At 44.2% G+C, this 25095-nt stretch carries 28 protein-coding genes; 22 read left to right on the top strand and 6 right to left on the bottom strand.

Features of this window, described 5'->3' with window-relative positions; genetic code table 11:
• The first annotated feature begins 2 nt into the window (after positions 1-2).
• Positions 3-929, top strand: coding sequence for an ABC transporter ATP-binding protein (locus OH461_RS17735; protein ID WP_270021887.1), 927 nt, complete (start codon positions 3-5; stop codon positions 927-929).
• Positions 926-2026, top strand: coding sequence for an ABC transporter permease (locus OH461_RS17730; protein ID WP_270021886.1), 1101 nt, complete (start codon positions 926-928; stop codon positions 2024-2026). Before OH461_RS17735 ends, OH461_RS17730 begins: the two co-directional genes overlap by 4 nt.
• Here OH461_RS17730 and OH461_RS17725 read toward each other — a convergent pair.
• On the bottom strand, positions 2023-2808 hold the full coding sequence (locus OH461_RS17725; RefSeq protein WP_333482229.1) for an endonuclease/exonuclease/phosphatase family protein: 786 nt from the start codon (positions 2806-2808) through the stop codon (positions 2023-2025). The two genes, OH461_RS17730 and OH461_RS17725, sit on opposite strands and share 4 nt — an antisense overlap.
• 979 nt (positions 2809-3787) lie before the next feature.
• Between OH461_RS17725 and gltS the strand changes: the two genes are divergently transcribed.
• The 6 genes from gltS (at position 3788) to OH461_RS17695 (ending at position 9147) form a co-directional block, all read left to right on the top strand.
• On the top strand, positions 3788-5023 hold the full coding sequence (gene gltS, locus OH461_RS17720; RefSeq protein ID WP_270021884.1) for a sodium/glutamate symporter: 1236 nt from the start codon (positions 3788-3790) through the stop codon (positions 5021-5023).
• Between the two features lie 248 nt (positions 5024-5271).
• Positions 5272-6150: a LysR family transcriptional regulator gene (locus tag OH461_RS17715; RefSeq protein ID WP_270021883.1), complete on the top strand. Its 879-nt coding sequence runs from the start codon at positions 5272-5274 to the stop codon at positions 6148-6150.
• Between the two features lie 251 nt (positions 6151-6401).
• On the top strand, positions 6402-6611 hold the full coding sequence (locus OH461_RS17710) for a hypothetical protein (protein WP_270021882.1): 210 nt from the start codon (positions 6402-6404) through the stop codon (positions 6609-6611).
• Between the two features lie 57 nt (positions 6612-6668).
• Positions 6669-6887: a hypothetical protein gene (locus OH461_RS17705; RefSeq protein ID WP_270021881.1), complete on the top strand. Its 219-nt coding sequence runs from the start codon at positions 6669-6671 to the stop codon at positions 6885-6887.
• Between the two features lie 292 nt (positions 6888-7179).
• Positions 7180-8775: a BCCT family transporter gene (locus tag OH461_RS17700; protein WP_270021880.1), complete on the top strand. Its 1596-nt coding sequence runs from the start codon at positions 7180-7182 to the stop codon at positions 8773-8775.
• A gap of 153 nt (positions 8776-8928) precedes the next feature.
• Positions 8929-9147 (top strand): hypothetical protein, encoded by a 219-nt coding sequence (locus OH461_RS17695; RefSeq protein WP_270021879.1) that lies wholly within the window; start codon positions 8929-8931, stop codon positions 9145-9147.
• 24 nt (positions 9148-9171) lie between these two features.
• Here the strand turns inward: OH461_RS17695 and OH461_RS17690 are convergent, their stop codons facing one another.
• The gene (locus OH461_RS17690) at positions 9172-9966 is read right to left on the bottom strand and encodes a UTRA domain-containing protein (protein WP_270021927.1); all 795 of its coding nucleotides are present in this window, start codon (positions 9964-9966) and stop codon (positions 9172-9174) included.
• Between the two features lie 202 nt (positions 9967-10168).
• On the opposite strand from OH461_RS17690, the gene OH461_RS17685 reads away from it, so the two are divergent.
• The 6 genes from OH461_RS17685 to OH461_RS17660 are packed head-to-tail and all read left to right on the top strand — an operon-like array spanning position 10169 to position 15458.
• Positions 10169-11209 (top strand): ABC transporter substrate-binding protein, encoded by a 1041-nt coding sequence (locus OH461_RS17685; protein ID WP_270021926.1) that lies wholly within the window; start codon positions 10169-10171, stop codon positions 11207-11209.
• 21 nt (positions 11210-11230) lie between these two features.
• Positions 11231-12037 (top strand): alkaline phosphatase family protein, encoded by an 807-nt coding sequence (locus OH461_RS17680; RefSeq protein ID WP_270021878.1) that lies wholly within the window; start codon positions 11231-11233, stop codon positions 12035-12037.
• Between the two features lie 11 nt (positions 12038-12048).
• Positions 12049-12945, top strand: coding sequence for an ABC transporter permease (locus tag OH461_RS17675; protein ID WP_443088477.1), 897 nt, complete (start codon positions 12049-12051; stop codon positions 12943-12945).
• The gene (locus tag OH461_RS17670) at positions 12932-13744 is read left to right on the top strand and encodes an ABC transporter permease (RefSeq protein ID WP_443088475.1); all 813 of its coding nucleotides are present in this window, start codon (positions 12932-12934) and stop codon (positions 13742-13744) included. The genes OH461_RS17675 and OH461_RS17670 overlap by 14 nt, the downstream gene beginning before the upstream one ends.
• An 18-nt stretch (positions 13745-13762) precedes the next feature.
• Positions 13763-14782, top strand: a complete 1020-nt coding sequence (locus tag OH461_RS17665; RefSeq protein WP_270021876.1) for an ABC transporter ATP-binding protein — start codon at positions 13763-13765, stop codon at positions 14780-14782.
• Position 14783: 1 nt separating this feature from the next.
• Entirely contained in the window at positions 14784-15458 is a 675-nt protein-coding gene (locus tag OH461_RS17660; RefSeq protein WP_270021875.1) for an HAD family hydrolase, read from the top strand.
• 249 nt (positions 15459-15707) lie between these two features.
• On the opposite strand, the gene OH461_RS17655 is transcribed toward OH461_RS17660, so the two are convergent.
• Together OH461_RS17655 and OH461_RS17650 are read right to left on the bottom strand one after the other, a co-directional pair.
• Positions 15708-16103: a DUF4019 domain-containing protein gene (locus OH461_RS17655; RefSeq protein WP_270021874.1), complete on the bottom strand. Its 396-nt coding sequence runs from the start codon at positions 16101-16103 to the stop codon at positions 15708-15710.
• A gap of 112 nt (positions 16104-16215) precedes the next feature.
• Positions 16216-16728, bottom strand: coding sequence for a hypothetical protein (locus OH461_RS17650; protein ID WP_270021873.1), 513 nt, complete (start codon positions 16726-16728; stop codon positions 16216-16218).
• Positions 16729-17091: 363 nt separating this feature from the next.
• On the opposite strand from OH461_RS17650, the gene OH461_RS17645 reads away from it, so the two are divergent.
• From OH461_RS17645 to lepB, 5 genes are all read left to right on the top strand, one after another.
• Positions 17092-17574: an SPFH domain-containing protein gene (locus tag OH461_RS17645; protein WP_333482228.1), complete on the top strand. Its 483-nt coding sequence runs from the start codon at positions 17092-17094 to the stop codon at positions 17572-17574.
• 148 nt (positions 17575-17722) lie between these two features.
• On the top strand, positions 17723-18379 hold the full coding sequence (locus OH461_RS17640; RefSeq protein WP_270021871.1) for a hypothetical protein: 657 nt from the start codon (positions 17723-17725) through the stop codon (positions 18377-18379).
• A 10-nt stretch (positions 18380-18389) separates the two neighbouring features.
• On the top strand, positions 18390-18707 hold the full coding sequence (locus OH461_RS17635; RefSeq protein WP_270021870.1) for a MazG nucleotide pyrophosphohydrolase domain-containing protein: 318 nt from the start codon (positions 18390-18392) through the stop codon (positions 18705-18707).
• A gap of 48 nt (positions 18708-18755) precedes the next feature.
• A complete protein-coding gene (locus OH461_RS17630) occupies positions 18756-18974 on the top strand; it encodes a hypothetical protein (RefSeq protein ID WP_270021869.1) in 219 nt (72 codons plus the stop codon).
• Positions 18975-19063: 89 nt separating this feature from the next.
• Positions 19064-19900: a signal peptidase I gene (lepB, locus tag OH461_RS17625; protein ID WP_270021868.1), complete on the top strand. Its 837-nt coding sequence runs from the start codon at positions 19064-19066 to the stop codon at positions 19898-19900.
• On the opposite strand, the gene OH461_RS17620 is transcribed toward lepB, so the two are convergent.
• Positions 19901-20611: a lipoate--protein ligase family protein gene (locus OH461_RS17620; protein ID WP_270021867.1), complete on the bottom strand. Its 711-nt coding sequence runs from the start codon at positions 20609-20611 to the stop codon at positions 19901-19903. It abuts the gene before it with no gap.
• A gap of 269 nt (positions 20612-20880) precedes the next feature.
• Between OH461_RS17620 and OH461_RS17615 the strand changes: the two genes are divergently transcribed.
• Positions 20881-21816, top strand: coding sequence for a dihydroorotate oxidase (locus OH461_RS17615; RefSeq protein WP_270021866.1), 936 nt, complete (start codon positions 20881-20883; stop codon positions 21814-21816).
• 64 nt (positions 21817-21880) lie between these two features.
• On the opposite strand, the gene OH461_RS17610 is transcribed toward OH461_RS17615, so the two are convergent.
• Positions 21881-23509 carry a methyl-accepting chemotaxis protein gene (locus OH461_RS17610; RefSeq protein WP_270021865.1) on the bottom strand — a complete coding sequence of 543 codons (1629 nt, stop codon included), beginning with the start codon at positions 23507-23509 and terminating at the stop codon, positions 21881-21883.
• Between the two features lie 297 nt (positions 23510-23806).
• On the opposite strand from OH461_RS17610, the gene OH461_RS17605 reads away from it, so the two are divergent.
• Entirely contained in the window at positions 23807-24304 is a 498-nt protein-coding gene (locus tag OH461_RS17605; RefSeq protein ID WP_270021864.1) for a fasciclin domain-containing protein, read from the top strand.
• Between the two features lie 71 nt (positions 24305-24375).
• A complete protein-coding gene (locus tag OH461_RS17600; protein WP_270021863.1) occupies positions 24376-25086 on the top strand; it encodes an SDR family NAD(P)-dependent oxidoreductase in 711 nt (236 codons plus the stop codon).
• The last annotated feature ends 9 nt before the right edge of the window (positions 25087-25095 follow it).

The raw sequence follows: 25095 nt of genomic DNA, 5'->3' as shown, positions 1-25095 counted from the left end.
CCATGAGCGAATACGCAATTACCGCGCAAAACGTGGTGAGAAAATTTGGCGAATTTACGGCTATTGAAGGTATTAACTTAAATGTCCCTAAAGGCAGCATCTATGGTTTTTTAGGGCCGAATGGCTGCGGTAAATCGACGACTATTCGTGTGCTTACGGGGTTACTTAGCCCAACCTCAGGCGATGTGGATGTGCTAGGCCTAGAGATCCCCAAACAATCAGAACTACTCAGACTAAAGATTGGCTACATGACACAGAAGTTCTCTTTATACGATGATTTAACCGTAGAAGAGAACCTACAGTTCATTGGTCAGATTTTCGGTATGCCGAGTAATCATCTTAAACAACGTATCAATGAACAACTTGCAACCTACGGCCTCGACCAACGCCGTAAACAGCGTGTAGGTGGGATGAGCGGTGGTCAGAAACAGCGCCTTTCGTTAGCAGCAGCGACGATGCATAAACCTGAGTTACTGTTTTTAGATGAGCCGACCTCTGCGGTCGATCCTGAAAACCGCCGCGAGTTTTGGGAACAGCTGTTTGATTTAAGCGACCAAGGCACCACCATTTTGGTCACAACTCACTATATGGATGAAGCCGAGCGCTGCCATCGGCTCGCGATTATGGAGTCTGGCCTGATTCGTGCCGATGGCGAGCCAGAGCAGCTGATGGCTGATATGGGCGTCAACATTGTTGAAGTAAAGGCACCGCAGCTTAGAGCCCTAAAAGAGAAGCTGTTAGCCAAACAAGAAATTCGCTCAGCCGCGCAGCTTGGCATTCGGTTACGGGTTCTCATTCGTGATCACGTTGAACAGCCAATCCAATGGTTAGCAGAGCAGTTTCCAGAGCTAGCTAACGCTGAAATGAATTTAGCACGACCAAGTCTTGAAGATGTCTTCGTCACGGTAACTGGGGAGGGCAGGCAATGATACGTTCAATCGCCCGAATGAAAGCGGTCATGATCAAAGAGATCCGCCAACTCTCTCGAGACCGCATCACCTTTGGCATGGTGGTGATGATCCCGCTCATCCAACTGTTGCTATTTGGCTTTGCCATCAATACTGATGTGCGCGACATTCCAGTTGCTGTGGTTGACCAAAGCCAAAGTGCCGCTGGGCGAGTGATTACCGAGTCAGTTCGAGTGACGCAAGTAGTCGCAATTACTCATCGCTTCGCAACAGCAAAACAAGCCGAACAAGCCATACAACAAGGTGATGTACGCGCCGCTTTGGTCTTGCCGAAAGATCTCACTCAACGGATGGCGCAAGGTGAAGTACTTGGTCAATGGATTGTAGATGGCTCAGATACCATGATCAGCAGTGCCATCATGTCACTACAAAACATGCCATTAACCGATTTCGATTTTGAAATTAAGCCCAGTACACACAAAACCTTTGAAGTGGCTTTATTCTACAACCCTAGCCAGCGTTCGGCGGTCAATATTGTGCCCGGTCTACTCGGGGTGATACTGACTATGACCATGATTCTGTTTACCAGCGCCGCCATTGTAAGAGAAAGGGAAAGAGGCAATTTAGAGCTGTTGATCACCACACCGATTCACTCATTTGAGTTGATGGTGGCGAAAATCATTCCCTATATTTTCGTTGGTTTGATCCAAGTCGCCATCATTTTAGGGCTCGGACACTTCATTTTCGGCGTGCCGATAAACGGCGCATTGAGCCAAATTCTGTTAGGGACGCTACTCTTTATCGCCGCAAGTTTAACTCTTGGTCTTGTGATTTCGACTATCGCTAGCACGCAGTTGCAAGCCATGCAGATGACAGTATTCATCTTGCTGCCCTCGATTCTTCTCTCGGGTTTTATGTTCCCGTATGAAGGCATGCCCGTCGCCGCGCAATGGATAGCAGAAGCACTGCCTGCCACTCACTTTATGCGATTGATTCGGGGCATTGTATTACGCGGAGCGGATTTGATGGACTTATGGCGAGACACCGCTTGGTTAGCCACATTTACTGTTCTAGGGTTACTCATCGCCTCTAAGCGCTTTAAGAAATCTCTCGATTAGTACCCTATTTTGGTTACCACCATGCGATGATCAGACCCTCTCGGCACGGCTTGACTGTGCCGAGTGCATATTTTCCGCGTTCCTTGCGTCGACCTCAACCACAGATGATCAATCGCCACCATCGACCATGACGGCGTTTCCATCTTTTGTGCCCATATTGGCCAACTTGCGACAGGCGCGGTTTGAAAGCCCGAGAACAAACGCATAAATCGTAGGCTTCGAGCGGAAAGATTAAAGTCCCCCACGACCAATACTTCTCGGCTCTCATACTGATCCAACAACGACTCAATCGTAGCAAGTATTGCGTTTCTTCGATGCCATAACTCTTCACTCCTAGGCGATACGGGGTGAGCACTCACAAGCAGCAACGGACTTTGCTTACCTGCTTGCCATGTAGAGAAAATGACATGCTGTTGATCTGGTGTGGTATAAACCGAAGCTTGCTCTAATGGAAAGCGACTTAAGATCATCTGACTTGAGGGATAGCCGACACCCGGTTGACCGCCATAATAGTAGGGATAGATATCCGTTAAGGTTTGTAGCCTCTCCCCAACTGACGGAGAAACCTCCTGTAACACCACCAAATCAGCAGGATTTTGAATCAGATAAGTTATCAGCTGATTCAGATTGGGATTGGAGTAAAACAGGTTGTACTGAATGATGCTCAAAGGATTATCGCATCGAGCAAACAGATCTCGACTTTGGCTAGGAGAAAGCAGCAGAAAACAGCCGACCAATAAGGCGCATATACCTGCTTTTAGCCAATGTTTAATCATCAGCATGATCAGGCACCAAAGGCTATAACCCACCGCAAATAACGCAGGATAGCCAATTATATTTTCTATCCACCATATACCATCATTAAGAGTAAAATAGCCCCATAACATGGCGGGTAACAATAACAGCGCCCAGTGAATGCCCTGCATAATCTTCTTGCCGATGACGTATCCCCTCCGTAAATCGCCCACTTTAAGTATGGTTCAGTGTCACCAAAAGGTAGGGAAAATTGCGTCACTATGTGTCGTTGCTCGCTCTCTATTCCAAATGAGTAAAAATACCTGCTGTTAAAGCTCATATATACCGTTGAAACGTCCTGACGAGTCACACCGCATTCGACGATTATTTCTTCTAAATCAAAAACATTTAGCAGCAAATGACATCTACATTGACCATAAAATCAGCACGTAGCACTAAAACAAACAAAAATATCAGTGATATGCTATAATCCCGCCTAGTTATAGCGACAACACTTGTTGCAGCTTGATATTTCCCCAAGTTTCGGCTCGTACTAATGACGACATGAGCCAGAGTTTTTATAACTACGGTGGGAACAAGCAAACTCAGATGTAAAAGCGCCTTTTGGCGCTTTGTTCGTTATAGCAAGAAGGAACTTTGTTCGATAGTAATGTGTACTTTCTGTTTAAGTAAAGGAGCCAACTTTGGTTCAGAAAGTATCGTTCCACATTGCTGACAATAATAGAAACAATACTCGATCTATTCGCATCTCAGCGCATATTCTGCGTGGCTTGCGAGAGAATCAGAAGGAGCTTAATTGGCTCCTTCTTACATTTTAGGGCTTTGCAAACAGCACAGAAATCATACTACGCTTGACTCGCATCCTTAAAACTAGCCTAAGGCGCATTTGAAACCACCTTTTAGAGTATGTATCAGCAACTATTGTGAGAAAAATGACTACCGAACAAAGGATTAACTAACACTCAATCATTAAGGAGGATGAGGAGAACAATAATAAGAGGCGATATGAATCATTTAATATCTGTAGGTGCGCTGGAATCATTTTTAGTTGCCATCAGTGTACTGTTCTTGGGGCATTTCATTAATGCTAAGCTACCGATCTTAAAGAAGTTCAACATACCTGAGCCCATTGTTGGAGGCCTAATCGTTGCCTGCATCATCACCGCTCTTCATTTTAACGGTATCGATCTAGAGTTCGATTTGCCGTTGCAAAACACATTCATGCTGATGTTTTTCGCAACAGTCGGTTTAGCGGCTAACTACACTCAGCTAATCAAAGGTGGCGCGAAAGTTTTCATTTTCTTAGCCGTTGCCTCGTTCTACATCATCATCCAAAACGGGGTGGGCGTATCACTCGCGACGGCTCTAGGCTTAGACCCATTAATGGGCCTTATTGCTGGTTCGATTACTCTTTCGGGTGGTCATGGCACAGGCGCAGCATGGTCTCAGACATTCCAAGATGTGTATGGGCTCGATAACGTACTGGAAATCGCCATGGCATCAGCCACGTTTGGTCTTATCATTGGCGGTATCATTGGTAGCCCAGTGGCACAACGTCTGGTCGAGAAAAACGGTATTGAATCTGAATACGGTTGTGGTGGACGTAACGCCAAGACCCACGAAAGATTCCCTGAACTAGTGACTTATAACGAATACGAAGAAGACAAAGTAACGGCTAAAAAAGTAGTCGAGAAATTGTTCTTTCTACTCATCTGTGTGACGGGAGCAAAATACGTAGAACAGTGGGTAAGCACTTACGATATTCAGTGGTTAATGATCCCAGACTTCGTCTATGCCTTATTTATTGGTGTCATCATCACTAACTTCTTGGAAGTCACCAAGATTCGTAAACTCGATGCCGAAACCATTGATATGCTCGGCACTGTATCGCTATCACTATTCTTGGCTATGGCTCTTATGAGCTTAAAGCTTTGGAACATCTTCGATCTAGCGATCCCATTCTTGGCGATTTTAGGCGTACAGTCAGTGATCTTGGCTATCTTTACTTACTACGTAACGTTCAAAGTGATGGGGAATAACTACGACGCAGCAGTCATTGCGGGCGGTCACTGTGGCTTTGGTCTAGGAGCAACACCAACAGCGGTAATGAACATGGGTTCGATTGTGAATCGCTTTGGTCCTTCACCACAAGCGTTTATGGTGGTACCGATTGTAGGCGCGTTCTTCATCGACATCGTCAATCTGATCATTTTGCAAGGTTACATTTCGTTCCTTGGTTAAGAGAATCAAAGATAAAAGTGGCCGCACTCACAATGCGGCCGTTTTCTTTGGTGGCACCTAAATTTGTCATCGCAAGCAACCTCATACGCCTCGCAGTACGATGTACCAAACATTGACTCACCCTCGTTACATTGCATTGATGTTAATATGCGGCACACTTCACGCTCAAAGCAGCATGTTAGCATTGAGTTGACGTTCGTCTCCGCCCTATATTCAATACAAGATGTAACGAATTAAGAGCGTTCGATATGGGAAACAACCTAGACATTCAAAGTATTTATGTTCTAGTAAAAATGTATGAGTTAAGAAACGTCAAGCTCGTGGCTGACTCACTAGGCAAAACTTCCAGTGCGGTAAGTAAAATTCTAGCTAAGCTCAAACTCCATTTTGAAGACCCATTGTTTGTTCAAGCGCGCAACGGTTTTGAACCCACTACCTTTACCGACAACAATATCAACCACTTTGAACAAATATTAGCGACCTTCCACTCCATCCAACACAGCGACTTTAATCCCCAAACGCTAAAACAAGAAGTCATTATCTACGGCCCCGCCTTAATGTGGGATAACTTCGGTGATGCCCTTTACCTAGCATTAAGAAAAGAAGCGCCTCTGGCTAAGATATCTATACGTCAATGGAGCTTGGAAGCGCGCTCACGGTTGGTTGAAGGTGAAAACTCTGTTGCATTCAATGTTTACGACGAAACGCTGCCACAAGTCATCATACAAAAACCGATTCTCGAGGTTTACCCCGCCTTTTACGTACGTGAAGACCACCCTGCACAAACGTTTGAAGATTTGCTCGACTATCCCTTTATCGTTACCCGCAACCCCGGTTGGAATGAAGTTCGTTACCCACTGCTAGAAAGGCTCAACAGCTTAGGCCATAAAATTGCGCCGAACGTTGAGATTGAAAATACGATCGCAATAGAAAACATCGTGCGCGACTCGGATCATTTTTCTTTCACTATGGCGCAGTTAACGCCTAAAGGCTGCAGAGTGATTGAACTACCACGATTATCAGACATCAATTCTAACTGTGTGATGAGCTTTCATCGCGCCAAGCAAAATGACCCTCAAAAAGATTGGTTGTATAAAACTGTCTATAAAGTATTGAGCGCAAGTTAATCGATTTATCTTTCTGATGTCATTGCGCTAACACTCCGCTAAAACTGGTTTTGTATCTTAACGGCTCTCGGTCAAATCATCCGAGAGCCGTTTTTTATTGCATTTACCCCAGCTATTTTGCGATCAACATCCAATAGATTTCCAAAATGGAAAGTATGCATTTCCTAGCAGTGTGACAAAAGTCGCACTATTATTAATCATGTAGGGCGGGATGACCCGCTAACCAAAACAAAAAACCAGAGGCAACCATTATGAAAAACGTACTAATCATCGCTCTATCACTATTCTCTTTTTCAGCTTTCGCCAACAATTCAACTGCTTCGAATAATGGCCTAAATGGCGACCTAATTCAGCACGCTACCGCTGCAGGTATGAGTACTGAGCAAGCTGTAAAAGCCGTCGCAACAGGCCACGTTAAAAACAGCCCTGTTATCTTGGTTAAAGATCAGAAACAAAACTAAACAAAGCACCTATTTAACTCTCAACTAAAATTCATTCGACCATTAAAGGTATTAAATATGAAAAACGCTCTAATTATTGCTCTATCTGTATTCTCAATGTCTGCGTTCGCTGAAAGCTCTACTCCATCAAACAACGGCCTTAATGGAGACCTAATTCAAAAAGCTACAGCAGCAGGTATGACAACAGACCAAGCTGTAAAAGCTGTTGCAACTGGCCATGTAAAAGGAGCACCAATTATTCGAGGCAAAGAAGATAAACGTACTAGCCACAACTAATCAGGCTACCAATACGATGCACTCCGGCAAATTAATTTTACCGCTCAGGGATGAGCGGCGCCGGGCAAATTAATTATTAACTAATTCCAACTACATACCTCTCTTAACGGATATCTAGCTGTAATCCGATTATCTATTTCTTCCTCTCTGTGATAGTATCTGCGAATTTTTGATCATCCTCACACTTTGTTATGCAAATAATTGAGGGAAATTCACATGCTTATACCTATAGCTAATAACATCAACAACAGGCTAAAAGTGGGTACTGAGCAAAAAAATAGCGAACCATAATATGTCAGATATGACTAACGCTGCTGACCACCCTTCTATGGGCGAGATCGATTATCATGCTGCCCATCCCCCAGAAACAAGCAACGCTTGGTTTCACCAACTTCAATTAACCAACCCTGTTTTTTGGTTAAGTGGCGGCTTCCTAGTCGGATTCGTTCTACTTACAATCACTGATGCATCTTCCCTTACTTCTCTCGTAAACCAAGGTTTTGGCTTCGCCACTCACTGGTTTGGCGCTTTCTGGCAAGTTCTATTGCTACTTAACTTCTTGATTGGCCTTTGGTTAGCTTTCGGCAAAACAGGCGCTGTTCGCCTAGGTGCTATCTCTATGCCTGAAATGGACACCTTCAAATGGCTCTCTATCGTCTTGTGTACCTTACTTGCGGGTGGTGGTGTATTTTGGGCCGCGGCCGAACCAATCGCTCACTTTGTTTCTGCTCCGCCATTTTATGGTGCCAGTGATGCGCGCTCGATGGCAATCAACTCATTATCTCAATCGTTTATGCACTGGGGTTTTCTTGCATGGGCGATTTTAGGTGGTCTGTCATCCATTGTATTGATGCACCTACATTACGATAAAGGTTTACCGCTTCAACCACGTACGTTGCTTTACCCTATTTTTGGCGACAAAGCGATTAATGGCTGGATAGGCAACATTGCAGATGCAGCGAGCATCATTGCGGTTGCAGCAGGTACAATCGGCCCGATCGGTTTCTTAGGTTTACAAATTAGCTACGCATTGAGTGAACTATTTTCGATCCCTGATACTTTTGTTACCCAGTGTGCAGTGGTGCTATTTGCTATCGCGATGTACACCTTATCGGCATTAAGCGGTGTCAGCAAAGGTATTCAAATCATTAGCCGTTACAACATTCTGCTTTCGGTTGGCTTGATCGGCTTTATTCTTATCTTTGGCCCAACGAGTTTCATCATTGATGGCTACCTGCAAGGTGTCGCGCAGATGGTAGACAATTTTGTACCTATGGCTCTCTATCGTGGCGATAAGAACTGGCTAGATTGGTGGACTGTATTCTTCTGGGGTTGGTTCCTTGGCTATGGCCCTATGATGGCGATTTTCATCGCGCGCATCTCTCGAGGACGAACTATTCGTCAGCTTATTTTCGCCATCAGCATTGTTGCTCCACTTGTTACCTGTTTTTGGTTTAGCATTGTTGGCGGCTCTGGCCTTGCGTTTGAACTAGCGGAACCAGGCTCGATTTCTGGAGCATTTGAAGGTTTTAACCTACCGGGCGTGCTATTGGCGATCACCGGGCAACTGCCTTACCCAATGTTAATTTCAATCCTATTTTTGATTTTAACCACCACCTTTATCGTCACAACAGGCGACTCGATGACTTACACCATCAGTGTGGTACTAACAGGCTCGACTCAACCAAACGGTATGATTCGTAGTTTTTGGGGGGTATTAATGGGTGTGGTGGCGATTGCACTTATTTCAATGGGGTCAGGTGGTATCTCTGCACTGCAATCCTTCATTGTCGTAACCGCTGTACCTGTGTCGCTGATCTTGCTGCCGACTTTATGGAAAGCACCAAAAGTTGCCCACGAGATGGCAAAACAACAAGGCGTTATATAGTTTGCTTTATTACTTGGTTTAATGTGATTCACTTCACAGATAGTGCCAAAATGGAAATGTCGTATTTCCTCTACTTGTGATTGGGTTCTCGGTATTCTTAGTTTCGAAAAGGCAGCAATGCGCTGCCATCACTAAACAAAGAAAGGTCCCATTATGAAAAAAGTACTTGTTATCGCTCTATCTGTATTCTCTGTTTCAGCTTTTGCTGGTGCACAAGCAAACAATGGCTCTAACGGCGACTTGATTCAAAAAGCTTCTCAAGCGGGTGTGCCTATCGCACAAGCTTCTCAAATGGTAGCTAAGAACCAAATTCACCAAGGTATGACACCTGACCAAATGCTTAAAGCTTACCAGCACCAAGCTGCACAATAAATTGTACCGCTCATGGACGAGCGTTCAACCGCCCCCTGACTCAATCCGTTTCTTCTCTTCTTGACTGTCTATCCGGATCACCACGGCATCCGGCCGCCAATATTCAAACTCACAATCCATTAAGTCACCATTCTGATTGTAATTAACTCGACAAATCTTCAATACCGCTTGCCCCTGAGCGAGGTTTAGTGCCTTTGCCACATGAGCAGGCGCAGCAGTTGGAATAACCTCAAACCGCGATCGTGAAGTGAAATAACCAAATATCGTTTGGTAAATCCCTGTGAGCGACTGAGTTAAGTCATGCTGCAAAATGCCGCTAAATAACCCCGCTTTTATACAATTCTCAACAAACAAAACGGCGCGGCCATCGATGTAGCGTAGCCTCTCAATAATATGGATCGGCGTGAATCCACCCACTTGCAGCGCTTGTGCTACATCACCACTGGCAATCTCACTACGTACATCCATTAACTGAGTTTGAGCAATCCGGTTTTGTTCGCGAATCATTTGATGAAAGTGACAACGCGACAAAGGGTTATATTCAATTCTTTGCGGCGATACATACCACCCTCGCCGCTCTTCTCTATACAACAAGCCCTCCGTCGCGAGTGAAACAAGGGCATCTTTGATGGTAATTCGGGTTGTGGTGAACAGTTCACTCAACTCCCTTTCTGAAGGCAGCTTGTCTCCCTCATTAATAATTCCGGTTTCAATTTGTTGTTTGAGTGCCGTCTTAATTCGGCTGAGTTGTGTTTGCGCTTGGCTCAAAATATCTGATCTAGTCCATGTGTCATTCACTTCACTGTAGAAAAACCACATCACAGAAATATGACAGATCATGCTTTTACGTTTTTGCCATAAATTCGTCATCCAAATCACGCAAAACTGCCATATAAGTGCCTAAAAACTGTCAAATAAGTTGCGATAAAGCGTCACATTGCCTGCTTAGGATTAAAAAGTGAACTTACTGACCTAGTCCAAAAGGATAGAGACAATGAAAACACAAATCGCGCACAAATTAATGATTGCTACCTCTTTAGTCGCGACATCATTTTCCGCTTCAATCATGGCAAAAGACGCCAACCTAGAAACTCTGATTCAAGCAGCAAAACAAGAAGGCCAAGTCTATAGTGTGGGTATGCCTGATAGCTGGGCAAACTGGAAAGATACTTGGGCAGACCTTAAATCAAATTACGGCCTGAGCCACCAAGATACCGATATGAGCTCAGCGCAAGAAATCGCTAAGTTTGAAGCAGAGAAGGCTAACGCGACCGCAGATATTGGTGATGTTGGTTTTGCTTTTGCGCGCGTCGCAGTGAAAAAAGGTGTGACTCAAGCTTATAAACCGAGCACATGGGATGAGATCCCTACATGGGCAAAAGACCAAGATGGTCATTGGGCACTAGCTTACACTGGTACTATTGCCTTTATTTCAAATAACAACTTAGTTAAGCAACCGCCTAAATCTTGGCAAGATATTTTAAATGGTGACTACAAAGTGACCGTGGGCGATGTGGGTGTCGCGGCGCAAGCAAACAATGCAGTTTTAGCGGCAGCTTTTGCCAATGGCGGTGACGAGTCAAACCTAAAACCTGCTTTAAAGTACTTTGCAAAACTGGCAAAACAAGGACGCTTATCTTTTACCGATCCAAACATCGCTAACCTTGAAAAAGGCGAAGTGGAAGTGGCCATTATGTGGGATTTCAACGCCCTAAACTACCGCGATAAAATTGATCGTGACCGCTTTAGCGTGAGCATTCCACAAGATGGTTCAATCATCTCTGGCTACACTACCATCATCAATAAATACGCGAAAAACCCTAATTCCGCTAAGCTGGCTCGAGAGTACATCTTCAGCGACCAAGGACAAATAAACCTCGCCGAAGGCTACGCTCGCCCTATTCGCTCAAGTATTACCCTGCCTGACTCAGTTCAAGCCAAACTGCTGCCAAACGAGCAATATCAAAACGTTCACCCTGTTAGCGATTTCAAAGCTTGGGAAAAATCAGCACGTAAACTGCCTCGTCAATGGCAAGAAAACGTGCTTATCCACCAGCAATAAATAACGAACAACAGGTGTAACATGAGCAATAAGGTCATCCTCGTCGTACTTGATGGCCTCAACTATCAGGTAGCCCAACATTGCATGGGCTACCTTAATGCATTAGTTGAGGAACAAAGAGCGACGCTATACCCCATTCAAAGCGCATTGCCTTCAATGTCTCGCCCTTTGTACGAGTGCATTCTCACTGGCATAACACCAGCACAAAGCGGCATCGTAAATAACGACGTTGTGCGTCTTTCTATACATGAGTCTGTTTTTAGCCTAGCGGTGCAGCAAAGCAAAACCACCGCAGCCGCAGCTTATCATTGGGTAAGCGAGCTATATAATCGAGCACCGTATTACGCAGTCAGAGATAGATTTACTCATGACGAAAGCTGCAATATTCAACACGGCTGTTTCTATCATTGGGATCACTACCCTGATGAAGCTCTGTTTCTCGATGCAGAACATTTACGCGTAAATCACCGCCCTGATTTCTTGCTGATTCATCCAATGAATATCGACGATATTGGTCATAAACATGGACTAGACTCTGCACAATACCGAAACTGCGCTCGTCACGCCGATATTATTCTTTCGAACTACATCGACACATGGCTAAGCGATGGTTATCAAATCATGGTGACCAGCGATCATGGCATGAACAATGACCGCTCTCACGGCGGAACATTAGAAGAAGAGCGCCAAGTGCCACTATTTGTTATTGGCGACCACTTCTCGCACCAAGCCACATCCGTTAGACAAACAGAGCTGTGTGGCGCGGTATGCCAACTACTCGGCTTAACCCACAACAAGCCTTGGCCAAAAGAGCTGTTATCACTATGAGTCAAACTATCATGACATCCGCATCTATCAATTCTCGCGCGTCAGCCTGTAAGCCAAAGCGCTTAAAACTAAGCGGTTATAAGCCCGCACTTTGGCTGTTGCCCTTTGCCATTGTGTTTTATCTATTCCAGCTCGCACCTATGGTATGGGTGGTCAACAATAGCTTTATTTACGATCATCAGTGGTCAATGGAAAACTACCTCGAAATATTCGATTCAAGTTTTATGTTGCAAGGCTTTCACAACAGCCTATGGCTGGCATTTTGGTCAAGTTTGGCGGGCATTTTCATCGCGACTTTGTTGGTTTCTTCTTTACGCAAAATCGACAGTAAAATCCGTGATGGTGTGATCGCTTTTACCAATATGAGTAGTAACTTTTCTGGTGTGCCATTGGCGTTCGCCTTCATCATCATCCTTGGCGTAAATGGCGCTTTTACCTTGCTGCTGAAACAATATGGTCTGATTGAAGACTTCAACCTCTACGGCAAGTGGGGGCTGTTAACCCTCTACATTTATTTCCAAATTCCTTTGGCTGTGCTGCTGCTCTACCCAGCCTTTGATGCGCTGAATGATGATTGGCAAGCGGCAGCGGCACTACTTGGTGCGAAAACATGGCAATACTGGGCCAAAGTTGCGCTTCCGGTACTTTCACCGGCGCTCCTTGGTACTTTCATCATCTTAATTGCCAATGCTATTGGTGCTTATGCCAGTGTCTATGCGCTTACCTCCGGTAACTACAACGTAGTCACCGTGCGTATAGCAAGCTTAGTATCCGGAGACCTCTTTCTAAAACCAAATTTAGCGGCGGCGATTTCAGTAATCTTAATGGCGATCTTGGCGTTCATTACCATGGTCAACCAATGGCTAATTAGTAAAAGCTATGCAGGAAGCAAAAATGTCAAACAGTAACCTCTCGGCACTTTCGTCCAAAAATCGCAATGCCCTGTTCGACAAGGCCGTTGTGTATTCGATTGTCGGGCTGATGCTTATCCCTATCCTTGCTACTTTGGTTTACTCCCTCTCTTCAAGTTGGGGGGCAACCATATTACCCGATGGCTTTACCTTAGACTGGTATCAGCAGTTGCTCACTGATCCTCGATTCTTAGCCGCATTTGGTCGTTCGATGTTCATCTGTATCTCGGCTCTCACACTCAGCGTTGTTGTGGTTATTCCAGCCATCTTTGTGGTGTTTTATTACTTTCCTAAACTCAACAAACTGATGAACTTACTCATCTTGTTGCCTTTTGCAGTGCCACCTGTCGTCTCGTCAGTCGGCTTGCTCCAGCTTTACGCCGACAGCCAATGGCAGTTAGTTGGCACTCCTTGGATTTTGATCGGTACGTACTTCACGATTGCCTTACCATTTATGTACCGAGCGATAGCCAACAGTTTCGAAGCGATCAATTTGCACGATTTAATGGACGCCGCCCACCTGCTAGGCGCAAGCACGGCCAAAGCATTTTGGCTGATCATTTTACCAAACCTGCGTAAGGGGCTGATGGCCTCGCTTTTTTTGTCGTTTTCGTTCCTACTCGGAGAATTTGTATTCGCCAACATCTTGGTCGGAACTCGCTATGAAACGCTGCAAATTTACCTCTACAACATGCGTCAAACTAGCGGGCACTTTACCTCAGCGCTAGTGATGACTTACTTCCTATTTATCTTCCTGTGTACATGGCTCGCAAGCCGATACACACGAACCAAATAACCATACAAGTGAATAACTATGAGTTACGTATCTGTAAATCAGCTCACTAAGCGGTTTGGCGACAATACCGTTTTTGAAAACATCGAATTTTCAATCGAAAAAGGCGAGTTCATTACTCTCCTTGGCCCAAGCGGTTGTGGCAAATCAACACTGCTTCGTAGCCTTGCGGGGCTTAATCCAGTCGATAATGGGCAAATCTGGGTCAATGGTGAAGAGATCACTCATCAAGTGCCACAGCAACGTGGTATTGGTATGGTGTTTCAATCTTATGCGTTGTTTCCAAACCTGAGTGTGTTTGACAATATCGCTTTTGGTCTAAAGATGAAAAGCATGGGCAAAGCGGAGATAGAACGCCAAGTTAATCGAGTGATTGAATTAGTCGAACTAAAAGGCAAAGAGCAACAATACCCCCATCAACTCTCCGGCGGCCAAAGACAACGTGTCGCACTAGCAAGAGCGCTAGTTGTAAAACCGCGCATTCTATTACTGGATGAACCTCTTTCTGCCTTAGACGCTAAAATCCGCAAGCACTTACGCCAGCAGATTCGCGATATTCAAAGCGAGATGAATCTGACCACTATTTTTGTCACCCACGATCAAGAAGAAGCGATGATCATGTCTGATCGTATTTTTTTGATGAACAAAGGTGAAATCGTTCAAGCTGGCTCTCCTGAGCAGATCTATACCCAACCCGCGAACGAATTTGTGGCTGGCTTTATGGGGCACTACAACCTTATTGATGCGGCCAGTGCGCATTCATTGTTCAATCTCACCACCCCACATAAAGTGGCGATTCGACCGGAATCCATCTACGTTCAAGAACCTGGTCGCCAATATGGCTCACATATTTCTGCCCCTCAGCGTGGCACAATCAAACGCCATCAGTTACTTGGTAATGTCATTCGCTATCAGGTTCAAGTCGAGCAAAACGAACTGACGGTCGATCTGCTTAACCGTTCATCGGAAAGATTAATGCCAGTCGGAAGTGAGCTTAACTTACTGTTTAACCTTAACGAAATGCAGCCTGTGAGAGCCTGATATGCCAAAGCCTCTATACTTATTTGATCTAGATGAAACTCTGATTGATGGCGATTGCGCCATGATTTGGAATCAATTTTTAGTAGCAAAGGGCTATGTGGATGACCCTGAGTTTCTAGAAAAAGACGCTTGGCTAATGGCGCAATATGCGCAAGGTGAACTGGATATGCAGCAGTACCTTCGCTTCGCAATGCAACCATTAGCAAACTTGAGCAAAAGCGAAGTGGATGACTTAGTCACCGAGTGCGTCGATACTCGTATCTTACCGTTAGTGTTTCCCCAAGCCGCTAAGCTCATTCAGCAACTGAAAAATGACCACATCGATATGATCGTCATTTCAGCGAGTGTCAGCTTGTTGGTACATCAAGTGGCGCAGGCATTAGGCGTTTCTGAGTCGATTGGCATCGATTTGGAAGTAAAGAATGGGTGTTATACCGACTCAATAATCGGTGTACCAAGCTATAGAGAAGGCAAGGTTGCTAGGTTAAATCAATGGTGTAAACAGCAACCGAAACAGTACGGGAATGTGCATTTCTTTACTGATTCAATTAATGATTTACCAATGTGCGAGGCTGCGGACTTTACCTATTTAGTTAACCCTTGCCCACAACTTAAGGCCGTAGGTCAAAGAATAAACTGGGTAACATTGGATTGGGGAAGAACAAGCAACACGTAATGCGCAAGTTGCAAATTTGGAATTTATCTTTGTAAAAATGTTAATTAATAATTGTTAAATATAATGCTAACTTTAAGCCCGTTGGTAACACTGCTATAAAGTCACTCTAAAGATCGCAGATACTTTTTAACGGTTAGATAAGGATATTGCCAACATCTCCAAGTTTAACAATGTCTAATTGTTGCCCTTAGTTCACCCATGAGATCGCTTATCTCATGGGTGTTTTTTTGCTATCACTAAAACGGTCAGCTACTCAACAAAATAACCGACAACACCCCAATGTCCGGCGTTATCTCTCAAGATAAGCGTCTCTTTGGTATCTAACTTAGTTTCAAAGTCGGTACGGTAAGTGATAAACAAATAGTCTCCCGAGGGTGCGCTTGGTAAGTCCGCATGTGTTTGCTTATCGACTAACTTACGTACTACCTTATCACCCAATGGGTTACGGGCCTTTTCAACCGCCGCTAACCAATCTTGTTCACTAATTTGGCTTTGGAAAAAGTCATCACTTTTACGCCAACTGACGGCATATTCACCGCTATCAACAATTGCTAGCCAAGCATCAGCCGCTTGTTCGACTTGTGCGTCATTTGCGGTCACACTGGCAGCCCAAAACGATAACAATAATGTCAGTATTCTTAGCATGTTATTCCCTTTATCCGCACCAAAAAGACGGGCTTTATTCTGCGCCAAGGCTAAGCAAATAACATGGATTGTTTCAGGGATTAAATTGAAAGTCTCGAAACTGAGAAATTATTCATCGAAACCAAAATCTTTCGACTTGGCTCAACTGACGACGTTTAAAGTTGGCCGTAAAAAAGACCATTGCAACCATAGGTAAGTACCATACTAATACATTGACTAATAAGAGGTTTGCTTGCACAGAACGTAGGCTTGGATTGCCAAATGCACCGCTTTCAATAAAGTGAATAACGGCTGGATTCGCGTAGTAAGCAAAGCCTAAAAATGTGCCAAAAATCAGGTACTCCGCATACTGATTAAGGCTGCTGATCAGTGACAGTAACATGCTGACGAGCAGTGAGAATACTATCGCCAAGAACAGAGCTTGTATAAAGTTGATTAGCAAGGCGGCATCAAAAAAGCCCCACTGAAGCAAGAAGGCTTTCACATTAGGGAGTTGACTAAACAAGCTAACGATTGTTTCACTTGAGTGCTTAACAAACCAATCACTAAAATATACTGCGTCGTAGGCCAAAAATAGCGCGACTCCAATAATTAACGTGATGATCTTAGCCAAAAAGCGAACCATGCAATCCCTCTATTAAGTGCGGACTCGTTCAATGTGTATATTGTCACTAAGCCTGATTTTTAACCATTAGCCAAGTTGAATAATATAATTTGAGAGCCTTGCCAATATTTATCGACTTGATTGAGACATAGATTCGATAACCTTAATTTCGTGACCCTCTCTATTACAGTAGCCCATAGACGCGCATCTCCCCACCCAAGCACAAAATCTACTGAGTTTTTATGTTTGCAAACCTACCCCAAATTCCTCAATCATTAATATTAATTAACTGGCATATAAAACCATGCTTATATAACCTTAAAAATCGATAAATAATGACTTCAGGCGTTACTTTGAAATTAACCAACCTAGTAAAGATCTCGATTGGCTGTCTCAGCCTTAGTTTATGGAGACAAAAACGTTTATCAAACTGGCACCCATTTCATCCCAAACGAGTTAATTCTGCTATACAATAAAAGCCCACAAAAAGTGAGCTTAAGGGACAATCCTGTTCACATTAAAAGCATGGAAAAAAAAGCTTTCGCGCTTAACTTAACCGTGGGGTATCAACTTATTGAATCAGAAATTCCGTTTGCCGCTCCAACGTCCGTCATGCCTAAACGAATCTGGTACAAAGCATCAAGCGAAAGCCAAGATATATTCGAGCACTATTCGGTTCCACAAGTATTAGTCGATCAACCGCAGAAAGTCTGCACAGAGTTAAAACAAGCGCTAACAGAGGAATTAAAAGATATCGGCTACCAATTGACAGAGTTCGTACTGGAAGATGTACAACAGGGGTTCGGCGAATACACCTCCTCATTTACGCCTATTGATGACATCATTCTAGTTAAACAAGGGTGCTAGATTGAATTTAGAGTGATGAATTTTAGTGCTTTTTTACCGAAAAAATAACGCTTAAATGGTGGGAATCACTACATAAGTCATATTAACCGCCAACTGGGTTACGTATGATAACGCACTGAATGATTTTATAAAAAAGCCAACCATTACTATGAAAAACCTTGTTACCGCTCTCATTGCCTTTAGTTTTGTGCCTCATGCCATCGCAGAGTCTGAGCCCATCGATCGATTTGCAGAAAAACAACCAAGCCATGTGCTGGAAGAAGTATACGGCGATTTAGATAGAGATGGCATTGATGAAAAAGTGGTCATCTTAGATTCTGGCTTGATGGAGGATTTTGGCACACTCCGTTCAATTCTTATCTACAAAAATACTGACGATGGCTGGCAACTGATGCACTACAGCGACAAAGCCGTTTTACCTAGCCTACATGGCGGGATGATGGGCGACCCTTACAATGGAGTATCCATTGAACGAGGTGCGTTGGTGATTCGTCATTTTGGCGGTTCAATGCAGAAGTGGAACTATCTGCACCGCTTTAGATTTGAAGACAATCAATGGCGCTTGATTGGAGCCACCATCAACTACGGCATCTTGCAATGTGAGTATTTTGAGTTCGATTACAACTTACTCACTGGCAAGGCGATATATAAAGATGTGTTAACGGGTTGCCGAGACGGCGAAAAAGCATCAGAAAAAACAACACAGCTTAAAATAGATAAACCAAGTCAACATGTTATGGATAGCTTCTACCCCGGCGGCAACGAAATCTATCTGCCGAAATTAGATAAAACGATTTATTACTAAAGGATGACCAATGCCAACACTTAAGAGCAACCCAACCCTCGCTGATTTTCAACGTTATGTGAGTGAGTTAGAAGCCGAGCGGGGCTTTGCCGACCAATCAGTAAATGAAAAGTGCCTGTTACTAGGTGAGGAGATTGGCGAGCTATTTAAAGCGGTTCGAAAGGCAGAAGGCATTGCCATCGACCCTAACTCTAAGTTTAGTGATATTAGCGATGAGCTTGCCGATATTTTCATCTATTTAAACTCGATAGCGAATCGCTACGATATTGACCTAGAGAAAGCCTTTCGAGACAAAGAAGAAAAGAATAAAGAAAGAACATGGTGTTAGGGGTTAGTTAGCCCCAGACTCAAATAAACCTAATCTAGGACGAACTCAATGAAGTTATTTTGGTGGAACCTAAACAATAGAGAAAAAGCGAAACGCTCTTTCATATTTGCGCCCTTTTTTCTCCTATTTGCATTCTTACCCAATGAATTCGCACCATTCCAGCCCTACGGCTTAATCATTATCGTTTGTTCCGCGCTATTGATGGTTGGTCAAGGATTCTACTACAAGCGTAAAGCAGATAAAGAAGAGCAAAACAGCGCTAGTTAAAGCAGCTAACACCGTCAGTAACCTGACAAAAGGCCAAAGTGTTTGGCAAAATTAATGACTCATTCTAGAGCTAGCATTCAGGAGGAAGCTTGAGTTCAAATTGGCAGCCTAAGGCATGGATTGCGATACTATTAGGTGTGTTTCTGCACGCGTTCACTTTCCTGTACCTCAACAGAGCGAAACTGTTTTGGGGTTATTTTATTCTCATTAGCCTCATTTCATTGGTTGATTGGAAGTTCCAAACTCCAATCGTGCTGATCTTTTCTCTGATTTGCCCAGTTCATGCCTATTTTGTCGCTAAGAAGTCTCAACCCAATCTACCACGACGCTGGTTCTCCAAATGGTGGGGGATTGTCGCCATTTACGTCGCGTTTATTATCGCTATTGTTACGTTTCGAGCCTTCTTATACGAACCTTATATTGCGCCATCATCGTCAATGGCTCCGACGATTGAACCCAATAACCACATCGTTGTAAGTAAACTGGGCTTTGGCACATACCAAACCTATGGACTGACTCTTTTAGATAAAGAGATTGCTTCATCTGACTTAATGGTCAGAGGAAAGATATACGCCTTTTATCCCCCGAATATTGAAGCCCCTTACGTCAAAAGACTCATCGCTTTACCCGGCGATACTCTTACTGTTCAAGGCCAATCTATCACTCTAAATGGCCAACAGCTTCAAACCGAATTACTGTCGCACAGCGATGCTATGTCGTTATACCAACAAGTGATTGACGATCAATCGTTCGTCATTCAACACCTAAATGCGCGACCACCGAAAAACGTAGCGAGTTTTGTTGTGCCAGAGAATCATTACTTCTTTATGGGTGACAACCGTGATAACTCCGTCGATAGCCGATACTGGGGCGCAGTATCTAGTGACCGCATTATTGGCGAGGTGATTTATATCTTGGGCGATTAGTTACGGCTGAGAGTGTCTATCCAAAAATGCTTGAGTAATGGCCTGATAAAGGCCATCAACGGTCAAGGACAAATCCAAGTGCTCCGCTAGAGAAGTATGGACTTCCGCTCGAATATCATTCGGTTGCTGCGACAAGTGATTACAGAGTTTAACTGGCTCCACTAATTTTTGAGTGTCACCTTTAATGATGATACATGCTTGGGACAACACTATTTTGCCGCCATTTTTCTTGAGTAGCACGCGTTGTGCGGTGCCCACGACTTTACGTCCATTGATGTTTAAGTTGTAGTCGCCATCACAATAAGAACCAACCGTTGCATGGACATCCACCTTCACTCCCAGTCGTTGAAAAAACAAGCTCAGCGGATGACATAAAGCTAAGTAAGCTTGCTTGATATCATAAGGCTGATTTTCCGGCCACTGGTAGATATGAGACAGATTAATAATACCATCTAGTTGCGGTACAGGTGCGCCGCCGGTCTTACGCGCAGTTAACCCCCACCCCTTTTTTGCTAGCTCTTGCTTCAAGTGCGTTGTCGCAGGCCACTTCTTTCCTGAAGGTAAAACTAATGTCGGTGACTTTGCCTGCCATAATAGCAACACTTGATCGAGTTCATCTGCCTGGACTTTCGCGATAAGTTGCTGTTCTTTTTCAAACAAAGATTCTGCTTCAATGCTCTCGTATCGAATCAGTTTGTTTCGTGTCGCCATGGCCTGTCACCAAATTCTCTAGCTTAAACTCTCTAAATTGAGTCTTTAGATTAGCATTTAACGTAAGTCCCGCAATATAAAGCAATTATTTTATGTTGAATCAGCATCCTTCACTCATCAGCTTGTGATGGATCAAAACGTTTGCGTCAGTAGATCTCTACACTTCCTGCGCTAATAAAAACATCACTGGAAATTTGAGCTTGCTATCTAAACCTACACTTTGCCGTCATCTCGTCGATGACGAAATACAATCAACTTAGGAGCAAACAATGATTGAGGTAGACCTATCTACTACTATTGCTGACGTAGCATTTGATGGATATATAATGAATGCGTCAGGGCCAAAATGTACGACTTTCCAAGAGCTTGAAGCTATAGGCAACTCTCAATCTTCTGCTATCGTTACCAAATCTTGCACCAAAGAATTTCGTGAAGGTAACGTCGAACCACGCTATGCCGATCTCCCACACGGTTCGATTCAATCAATGGGTTTACCAAACCTTGGCTATCAAGCCTACATTGACATGATTCCTGATCTTAAGAAGTTTAATAAACCTGTTATCGTCAGTATCTCTGGCTTAAGCCTTGCGGATAACCTTGAAATGGTCAAAGCATTCCAAAGTACCGATGCCGATATGATCGAAGTAAATTTCTCTTGCCCAAACATTCAAGGTAAACCACAGGTCGCTTACGATTTTGAGCAAACTGAAAACGCACTAAAACAGCTACGTGCCATCTGTGATAAGCCAATGGGTATCAAGTTAGCACCTTACTTTGATATGTCTCATACCACAGCGGTTGCCAACATCATCAAACAGTACCCAGTTGAGTTCATCACGACTATCAACTCGCTTGGCAACACGCTTGTTATCGACCCGGTGACTGAAGCGCCTGTAATTAAGCCAAAAGGCGGATTTGGTGGCCTATGTGGTGAGTATGTAAAACCGGTGGGACTAGCTAACGTGCGCGCTTTCCGCGAGTTATTACCTGAAAGCACCAAAGTGATTGGTGTGGGTGGTATCAACACAGGTACTGATGCATTCGAATACCTATTAGCGGGGGCAGATGCCGTCCAAATCGCCACGACGTTTGAACAGCAAGGAACGCCTGCTTTTGCTCGCATTGAAACTGAGCTTAAACAGCTCATGCAGAGCAAAGGTTACACTAAGCTTGACGATGCGAAAGGTAAACTCAAGCAGCTATAACAGTGCCAACTAAAAATACAAAGGGGCGCTCTTTGCGCCCCTTTTACTGGAAAAATCAGAAAAACTACAACTTGAAGTTTTCCATCCGCGCCTTTAGACCATGCGCCAAGCTGCTGATTTCTTGACAAGCAATCGCGGTTTGCGATGCCCCCTCAGACATTTCAACCGATGACGAGTTAATAAGCTCAACGCTGCGATTAAGTTCTTCAGACACAGAGTTTTGCTCGCTACACGCTGTCGCAATTTGGGTACTACGCTGAGCGATATCATCCACCGAATGTTCGATAGCATTGATTTGGTTGCCCGCATCATTAACCTGCTCAACACACTGCGCAATGCCCTGTTGGCAATCGCGGCTCGAAGCCCCCATTTTATTGGTATTCTCTTGCAGCTGATTGACGATCTCGACAATTTGCGACGTCGATTCTTGAGTACGCTGCGCCAGCGAACGAACTTCATCTGCTACCACAGCAAAGCCTCGCCCTTGCTCACCCGCACGCGCCGCTTCAATCGCTGCGTTCAATGCTAGTAAATTGGTTTGCTCTGCAATGCCACGAATCACATCCACTACCACATTAATGTTATTCGAGCTCGACTCCAACTCTTGCGCCAAATCGTCGGAATTTTGAATCGTCATCGACACACGTTCAATCACAGCAATCGTTTGTTGAAGGGTTTCAGTACCTTGCTTAGCCACCTCTGTCGCCGAGTAGGCAGACGTTGCTCCAACTTCGGTATTTTGCGCGACTTCCGCAACCGCTGCCTGCATTTCGGTCATAGCCGACGCCACAGAACTGAGTTCAGATTGCTGGTTCTGCATCCCCGATGCCGTTTGAGATGAAATGGCACTCACCTCTTCCACCGCGGCAGTAAGCTGAATAGTCGAATCACTAATTTCAGACACTAGAGAGTGTAAGTTCGTCTGCATGCCCACCAGCTCACGCAATAAAGTCCCTAGCTCGTCTTTGGTTAGCTCTTTCTCATCAATTGAATTGTTAAGATGACCTTTCGCAATCATCGAAGCAAACTCTAACGCTCGATTGATTGGACGACAAATCACGCGAGACAAAAGAATCGATGACAATACGATAACGACAATAATGATCAGTGAACCAACACCCGCGCTGTACTGTGTCGCTGAGGCTTCACCCTGCACTTCTTGACCGATTTGTTTTACCAACTCATCATTCAGCGCCAAAGTATCGTCTAAGCTCGCTAACGCTTTGCTGTAGGTACCAAAGCTTGCTAGAACTATATCATTCGCTCGCTCAGCATCCCCACTTGCCAACAGTTGATTATAATTGCCTGTCTCGCGAATATACTGATTCCAAGTATCTTTAAACACTTTGAATGATGCTTGTTCTTGAGCATTTAAATCTAAGCCCTCAAATGCAGCAATACCCGCTTGAACATCCGCTCGCCATTTATCGAGGTCTTTCAGCCACTCGCCTATTTTAGGGTTGTTAGCATTCGGCAATAAAGAGAACTCATCTTTACGAACTTTGGTAATGTCCACTTGAATACCTTTCAAGATGGATACTGACGGCAGGCTTTTATCCGTCAGAGTAGCGATGCTGCCATTCAATGCAGACAAGCTTGTAACTAGCAATACAGAAATGCCCGCAAACACAATAAACACGACCAGATAGCTGAGCGCTATCTTCTTCACGACACTTAAGTCTTTAATATTCATATCATTCCCCAATTTATTGTTCTGTCTCTCTATGGAGCCAATCAACAACAAAAATGTTACGCAGCAAAAATAAAAAGGGCGGCACGGAAAAATCTAAAACCGCACTCGGAACTGTAACCAACCATTCACAGTTTAGTTATTAATTCATGCCAAAACTGTTAACTCAATCAAAGCCTAATTTCATTTCGTGCGGTGAGTGAAAATTAGAATCAATACCTAACCGTCATTAACATTGATCGAGTTTATTTTTGTTCACGTAAGCATGGGAGCAGTTCGCGAAATAAATAAGGATCTACCATGTTAAAATCAATCACCACTACCCTAACCATAATGTTCGCCACTCTGATCATCTCAGCCTGTACGCATGCCAATCACCACGGTATGAAAAAAGACATTGTCGATGTTGCAGCAGAAAACGGCTCTTTTAATACTTTAGTCGCTGCCGTGAAAGCTGCAGGTTTAGTGGAGACATTGAAAGGAGAAGGACCATTCACTGTATTTGCGCCAACCGATGAAGCCTTTGCAAAGTTACCCGAGGGCACGGTTGAAATGCTGTTAAAACCAGAAAACAAAGACAAACTTGTCGCCGTGCTTTCGTACCATGTGGTACCCGGAAAAGTGATGGCGGCCGATGTGGTCAGCATTGATAAAGCATCCACTGTTTTGGGGCAAGATGTAATGGTGGAGCTCATGGATGATAAGGTAATGATCAATGACGCGGCCGTCATTGCCGCCGATGTTGAAGCTAGCAATGGCGTCATTCATGTGATTGATACAGTGCTACTACCAAAATAGCTCGGCTTGAAAAGCTAATTGATAGGGCAGTAAATACTGCCCTTTTTTAGAGAAAGTTGTGGAGAGAGTGAATGAAAACCTTACTTGTTATTGGTGGCAGTGGTGGAATTGGCGCAGCGATCGTCGCTCAATATGCGAAGCAACAACCTCGTTGGCAAATTGTGGCAACCTTTCATCAGCACCATCCCAATACAAACTACTCAAATGTGAAATGGCGACAGCTTGATGCCTGTAACGAGCAGCACATCATTGAACTAGCTAAAGAATTTACTCACCTAGACATACTAATCAATGCCATTGGTTTTCTACACAACAACACGCACCTTCCAGAGAAATCTATTACTGAGTTTGACCCTGACTTCATGCTACGCAATGTAAAACTGAATACCTTGCCGAGCCTACTATTGGCTAAACACTTTATGCTCGTATTGAAAGCCAAAACCCCAACACATTTTGTGACGCTTTCGGCCAAAATTGGCAGCATTGAAGACAATCAATTGGGTGGATGGGTAAGTTATAGAAGCTCAAAAGCGGCACTTAACATGGCGTTAAAGACCATTAGTATTGAATGGAGGTACAAACTACCAAACTGCTGCGTATTCGCCTTTCATCCGGGTACGACTGATACCCCGCTTTCCAAACCGTTTCAATCGAATGTGCCACCCTCGAAACTCTTTACCCCTCATTACGTGGCGCAATGCTTGATGAATGTAGTCGACAACACAACATCAAACAACTCAGGCACGTTTTATAGCTATGATGGCACTGAAATACCTTGGTAATCGCATCGA

The organism is Vibrio sp. LaRot3 (assembly GCF_027587025.1).
Lineage (GTDB): Bacteria > Pseudomonadota > Gammaproteobacteria > Enterobacterales > Vibrionaceae > Vibrio.
This window is presented reverse-complemented; position numbering and strand designations above follow the sequence as displayed.

Bases quoted from the DNA above. Each gene is read 5' to 3' on its own strand.
- OH461_RS17735 (WP_270021887.1), top strand. From the start codon at position 3: ATGAGCGAATACGCAATTACCGCGCAAAACGTGGTGAGAAAATTTGGC.
- OH461_RS17730 (WP_270021886.1), top strand. From the start codon at position 926: ATGATACGTTCAATCGCCCGAATGAAAGCGGTCATGATCAAAGAGATC.
- OH461_RS17725 (WP_333482229.1), bottom strand. From the start codon at position 2,808: ATGCTGATGATTAAACATTGGCTAAAAGCAGGTATATGCGCCTTATTG.
- gltS (WP_270021884.1), top strand. From the start codon at position 3,788: ATGAATCATTTAATATCTGTAGGTGCGCTGGAATCATTTTTAGTTGCC.
- OH461_RS17715 (WP_270021883.1), top strand. From the start codon at position 5,272: ATGGGAAACAACCTAGACATTCAAAGTATTTATGTTCTAGTAAAAATG.
- OH461_RS17710 (WP_270021882.1), top strand. From the start codon at position 6,402: ATGAAAAACGTACTAATCATCGCTCTATCACTATTCTCTTTTTCAGCT.
- OH461_RS17705 (WP_270021881.1), top strand. From the start codon at position 6,669: ATGAAAAACGCTCTAATTATTGCTCTATCTGTATTCTCAATGTCTGCG.
- OH461_RS17700 (WP_270021880.1), top strand. From the start codon at position 7,180: ATGTCAGATATGACTAACGCTGCTGACCACCCTTCTATGGGCGAGATC.
- OH461_RS17695 (WP_270021879.1), top strand. From the start codon at position 8,929: ATGAAAAAAGTACTTGTTATCGCTCTATCTGTATTCTCTGTTTCAGCT.
- OH461_RS17690 (WP_270021927.1), bottom strand. From the start codon at position 9,966: ATGTGGTTTTTCTACAGTGAAGTGAATGACACATGGACTAGATCAGAT.
- OH461_RS17685 (WP_270021926.1), top strand. From the start codon at position 10,169: ATGATTGCTACCTCTTTAGTCGCGACATCATTTTCCGCTTCAATCATG.
- OH461_RS17680 (WP_270021878.1), top strand. From the start codon at position 11,231: ATGAGCAATAAGGTCATCCTCGTCGTACTTGATGGCCTCAACTATCAG.
- OH461_RS17675 (WP_443088477.1), top strand. From the start codon at position 12,049: ATGACATCCGCATCTATCAATTCTCGCGCGTCAGCCTGTAAGCCAAAG.
- OH461_RS17670 (WP_443088475.1), top strand. From the start codon at position 12,932: ATGTCAAACAGTAACCTCTCGGCACTTTCGTCCAAAAATCGCAATGCC.
- OH461_RS17665 (WP_270021876.1), top strand. From the start codon at position 13,763: ATGAGTTACGTATCTGTAAATCAGCTCACTAAGCGGTTTGGCGACAAT.
- OH461_RS17660 (WP_270021875.1), top strand. From the start codon at position 14,784: ATGCCAAAGCCTCTATACTTATTTGATCTAGATGAAACTCTGATTGAT.
- OH461_RS17655 (WP_270021874.1), bottom strand. From the start codon at position 16,103: ATGCTAAGAATACTGACATTATTGTTATCGTTTTGGGCTGCCAGTGTG.
- OH461_RS17650 (WP_270021873.1), bottom strand. From the start codon at position 16,728: ATGGTTCGCTTTTTGGCTAAGATCATCACGTTAATTATTGGAGTCGCG.
- OH461_RS17640 (WP_270021871.1), top strand. From the start codon at position 17,723: ATGAAAAACCTTGTTACCGCTCTCATTGCCTTTAGTTTTGTGCCTCAT.
- OH461_RS17635 (WP_270021870.1), top strand. From the start codon at position 18,390: ATGCCAACACTTAAGAGCAACCCAACCCTCGCTGATTTTCAACGTTAT.
- OH461_RS17630 (WP_270021869.1), top strand. From the start codon at position 18,756: ATGAAGTTATTTTGGTGGAACCTAAACAATAGAGAAAAAGCGAAACGC.
- OH461_RS17620 (WP_270021867.1), bottom strand. From the start codon at position 20,611: ATGGCGACACGAAACAAACTGATTCGATACGAGAGCATTGAAGCAGAA.
- OH461_RS17615 (WP_270021866.1), top strand. From the start codon at position 20,881: ATGATTGAGGTAGACCTATCTACTACTATTGCTGACGTAGCATTTGAT.
- OH461_RS17610 (WP_270021865.1), bottom strand. From the start codon at position 23,509: ATGAATATTAAAGACTTAAGTGTCGTGAAGAAGATAGCGCTCAGCTAT.
- OH461_RS17605 (WP_270021864.1), top strand. From the start codon at position 23,807: ATGTTAAAATCAATCACCACTACCCTAACCATAATGTTCGCCACTCTG.
- OH461_RS17600 (WP_270021863.1), top strand. From the start codon at position 24,376: ATGAAAACCTTACTTGTTATTGGTGGCAGTGGTGGAATTGGCGCAGCG.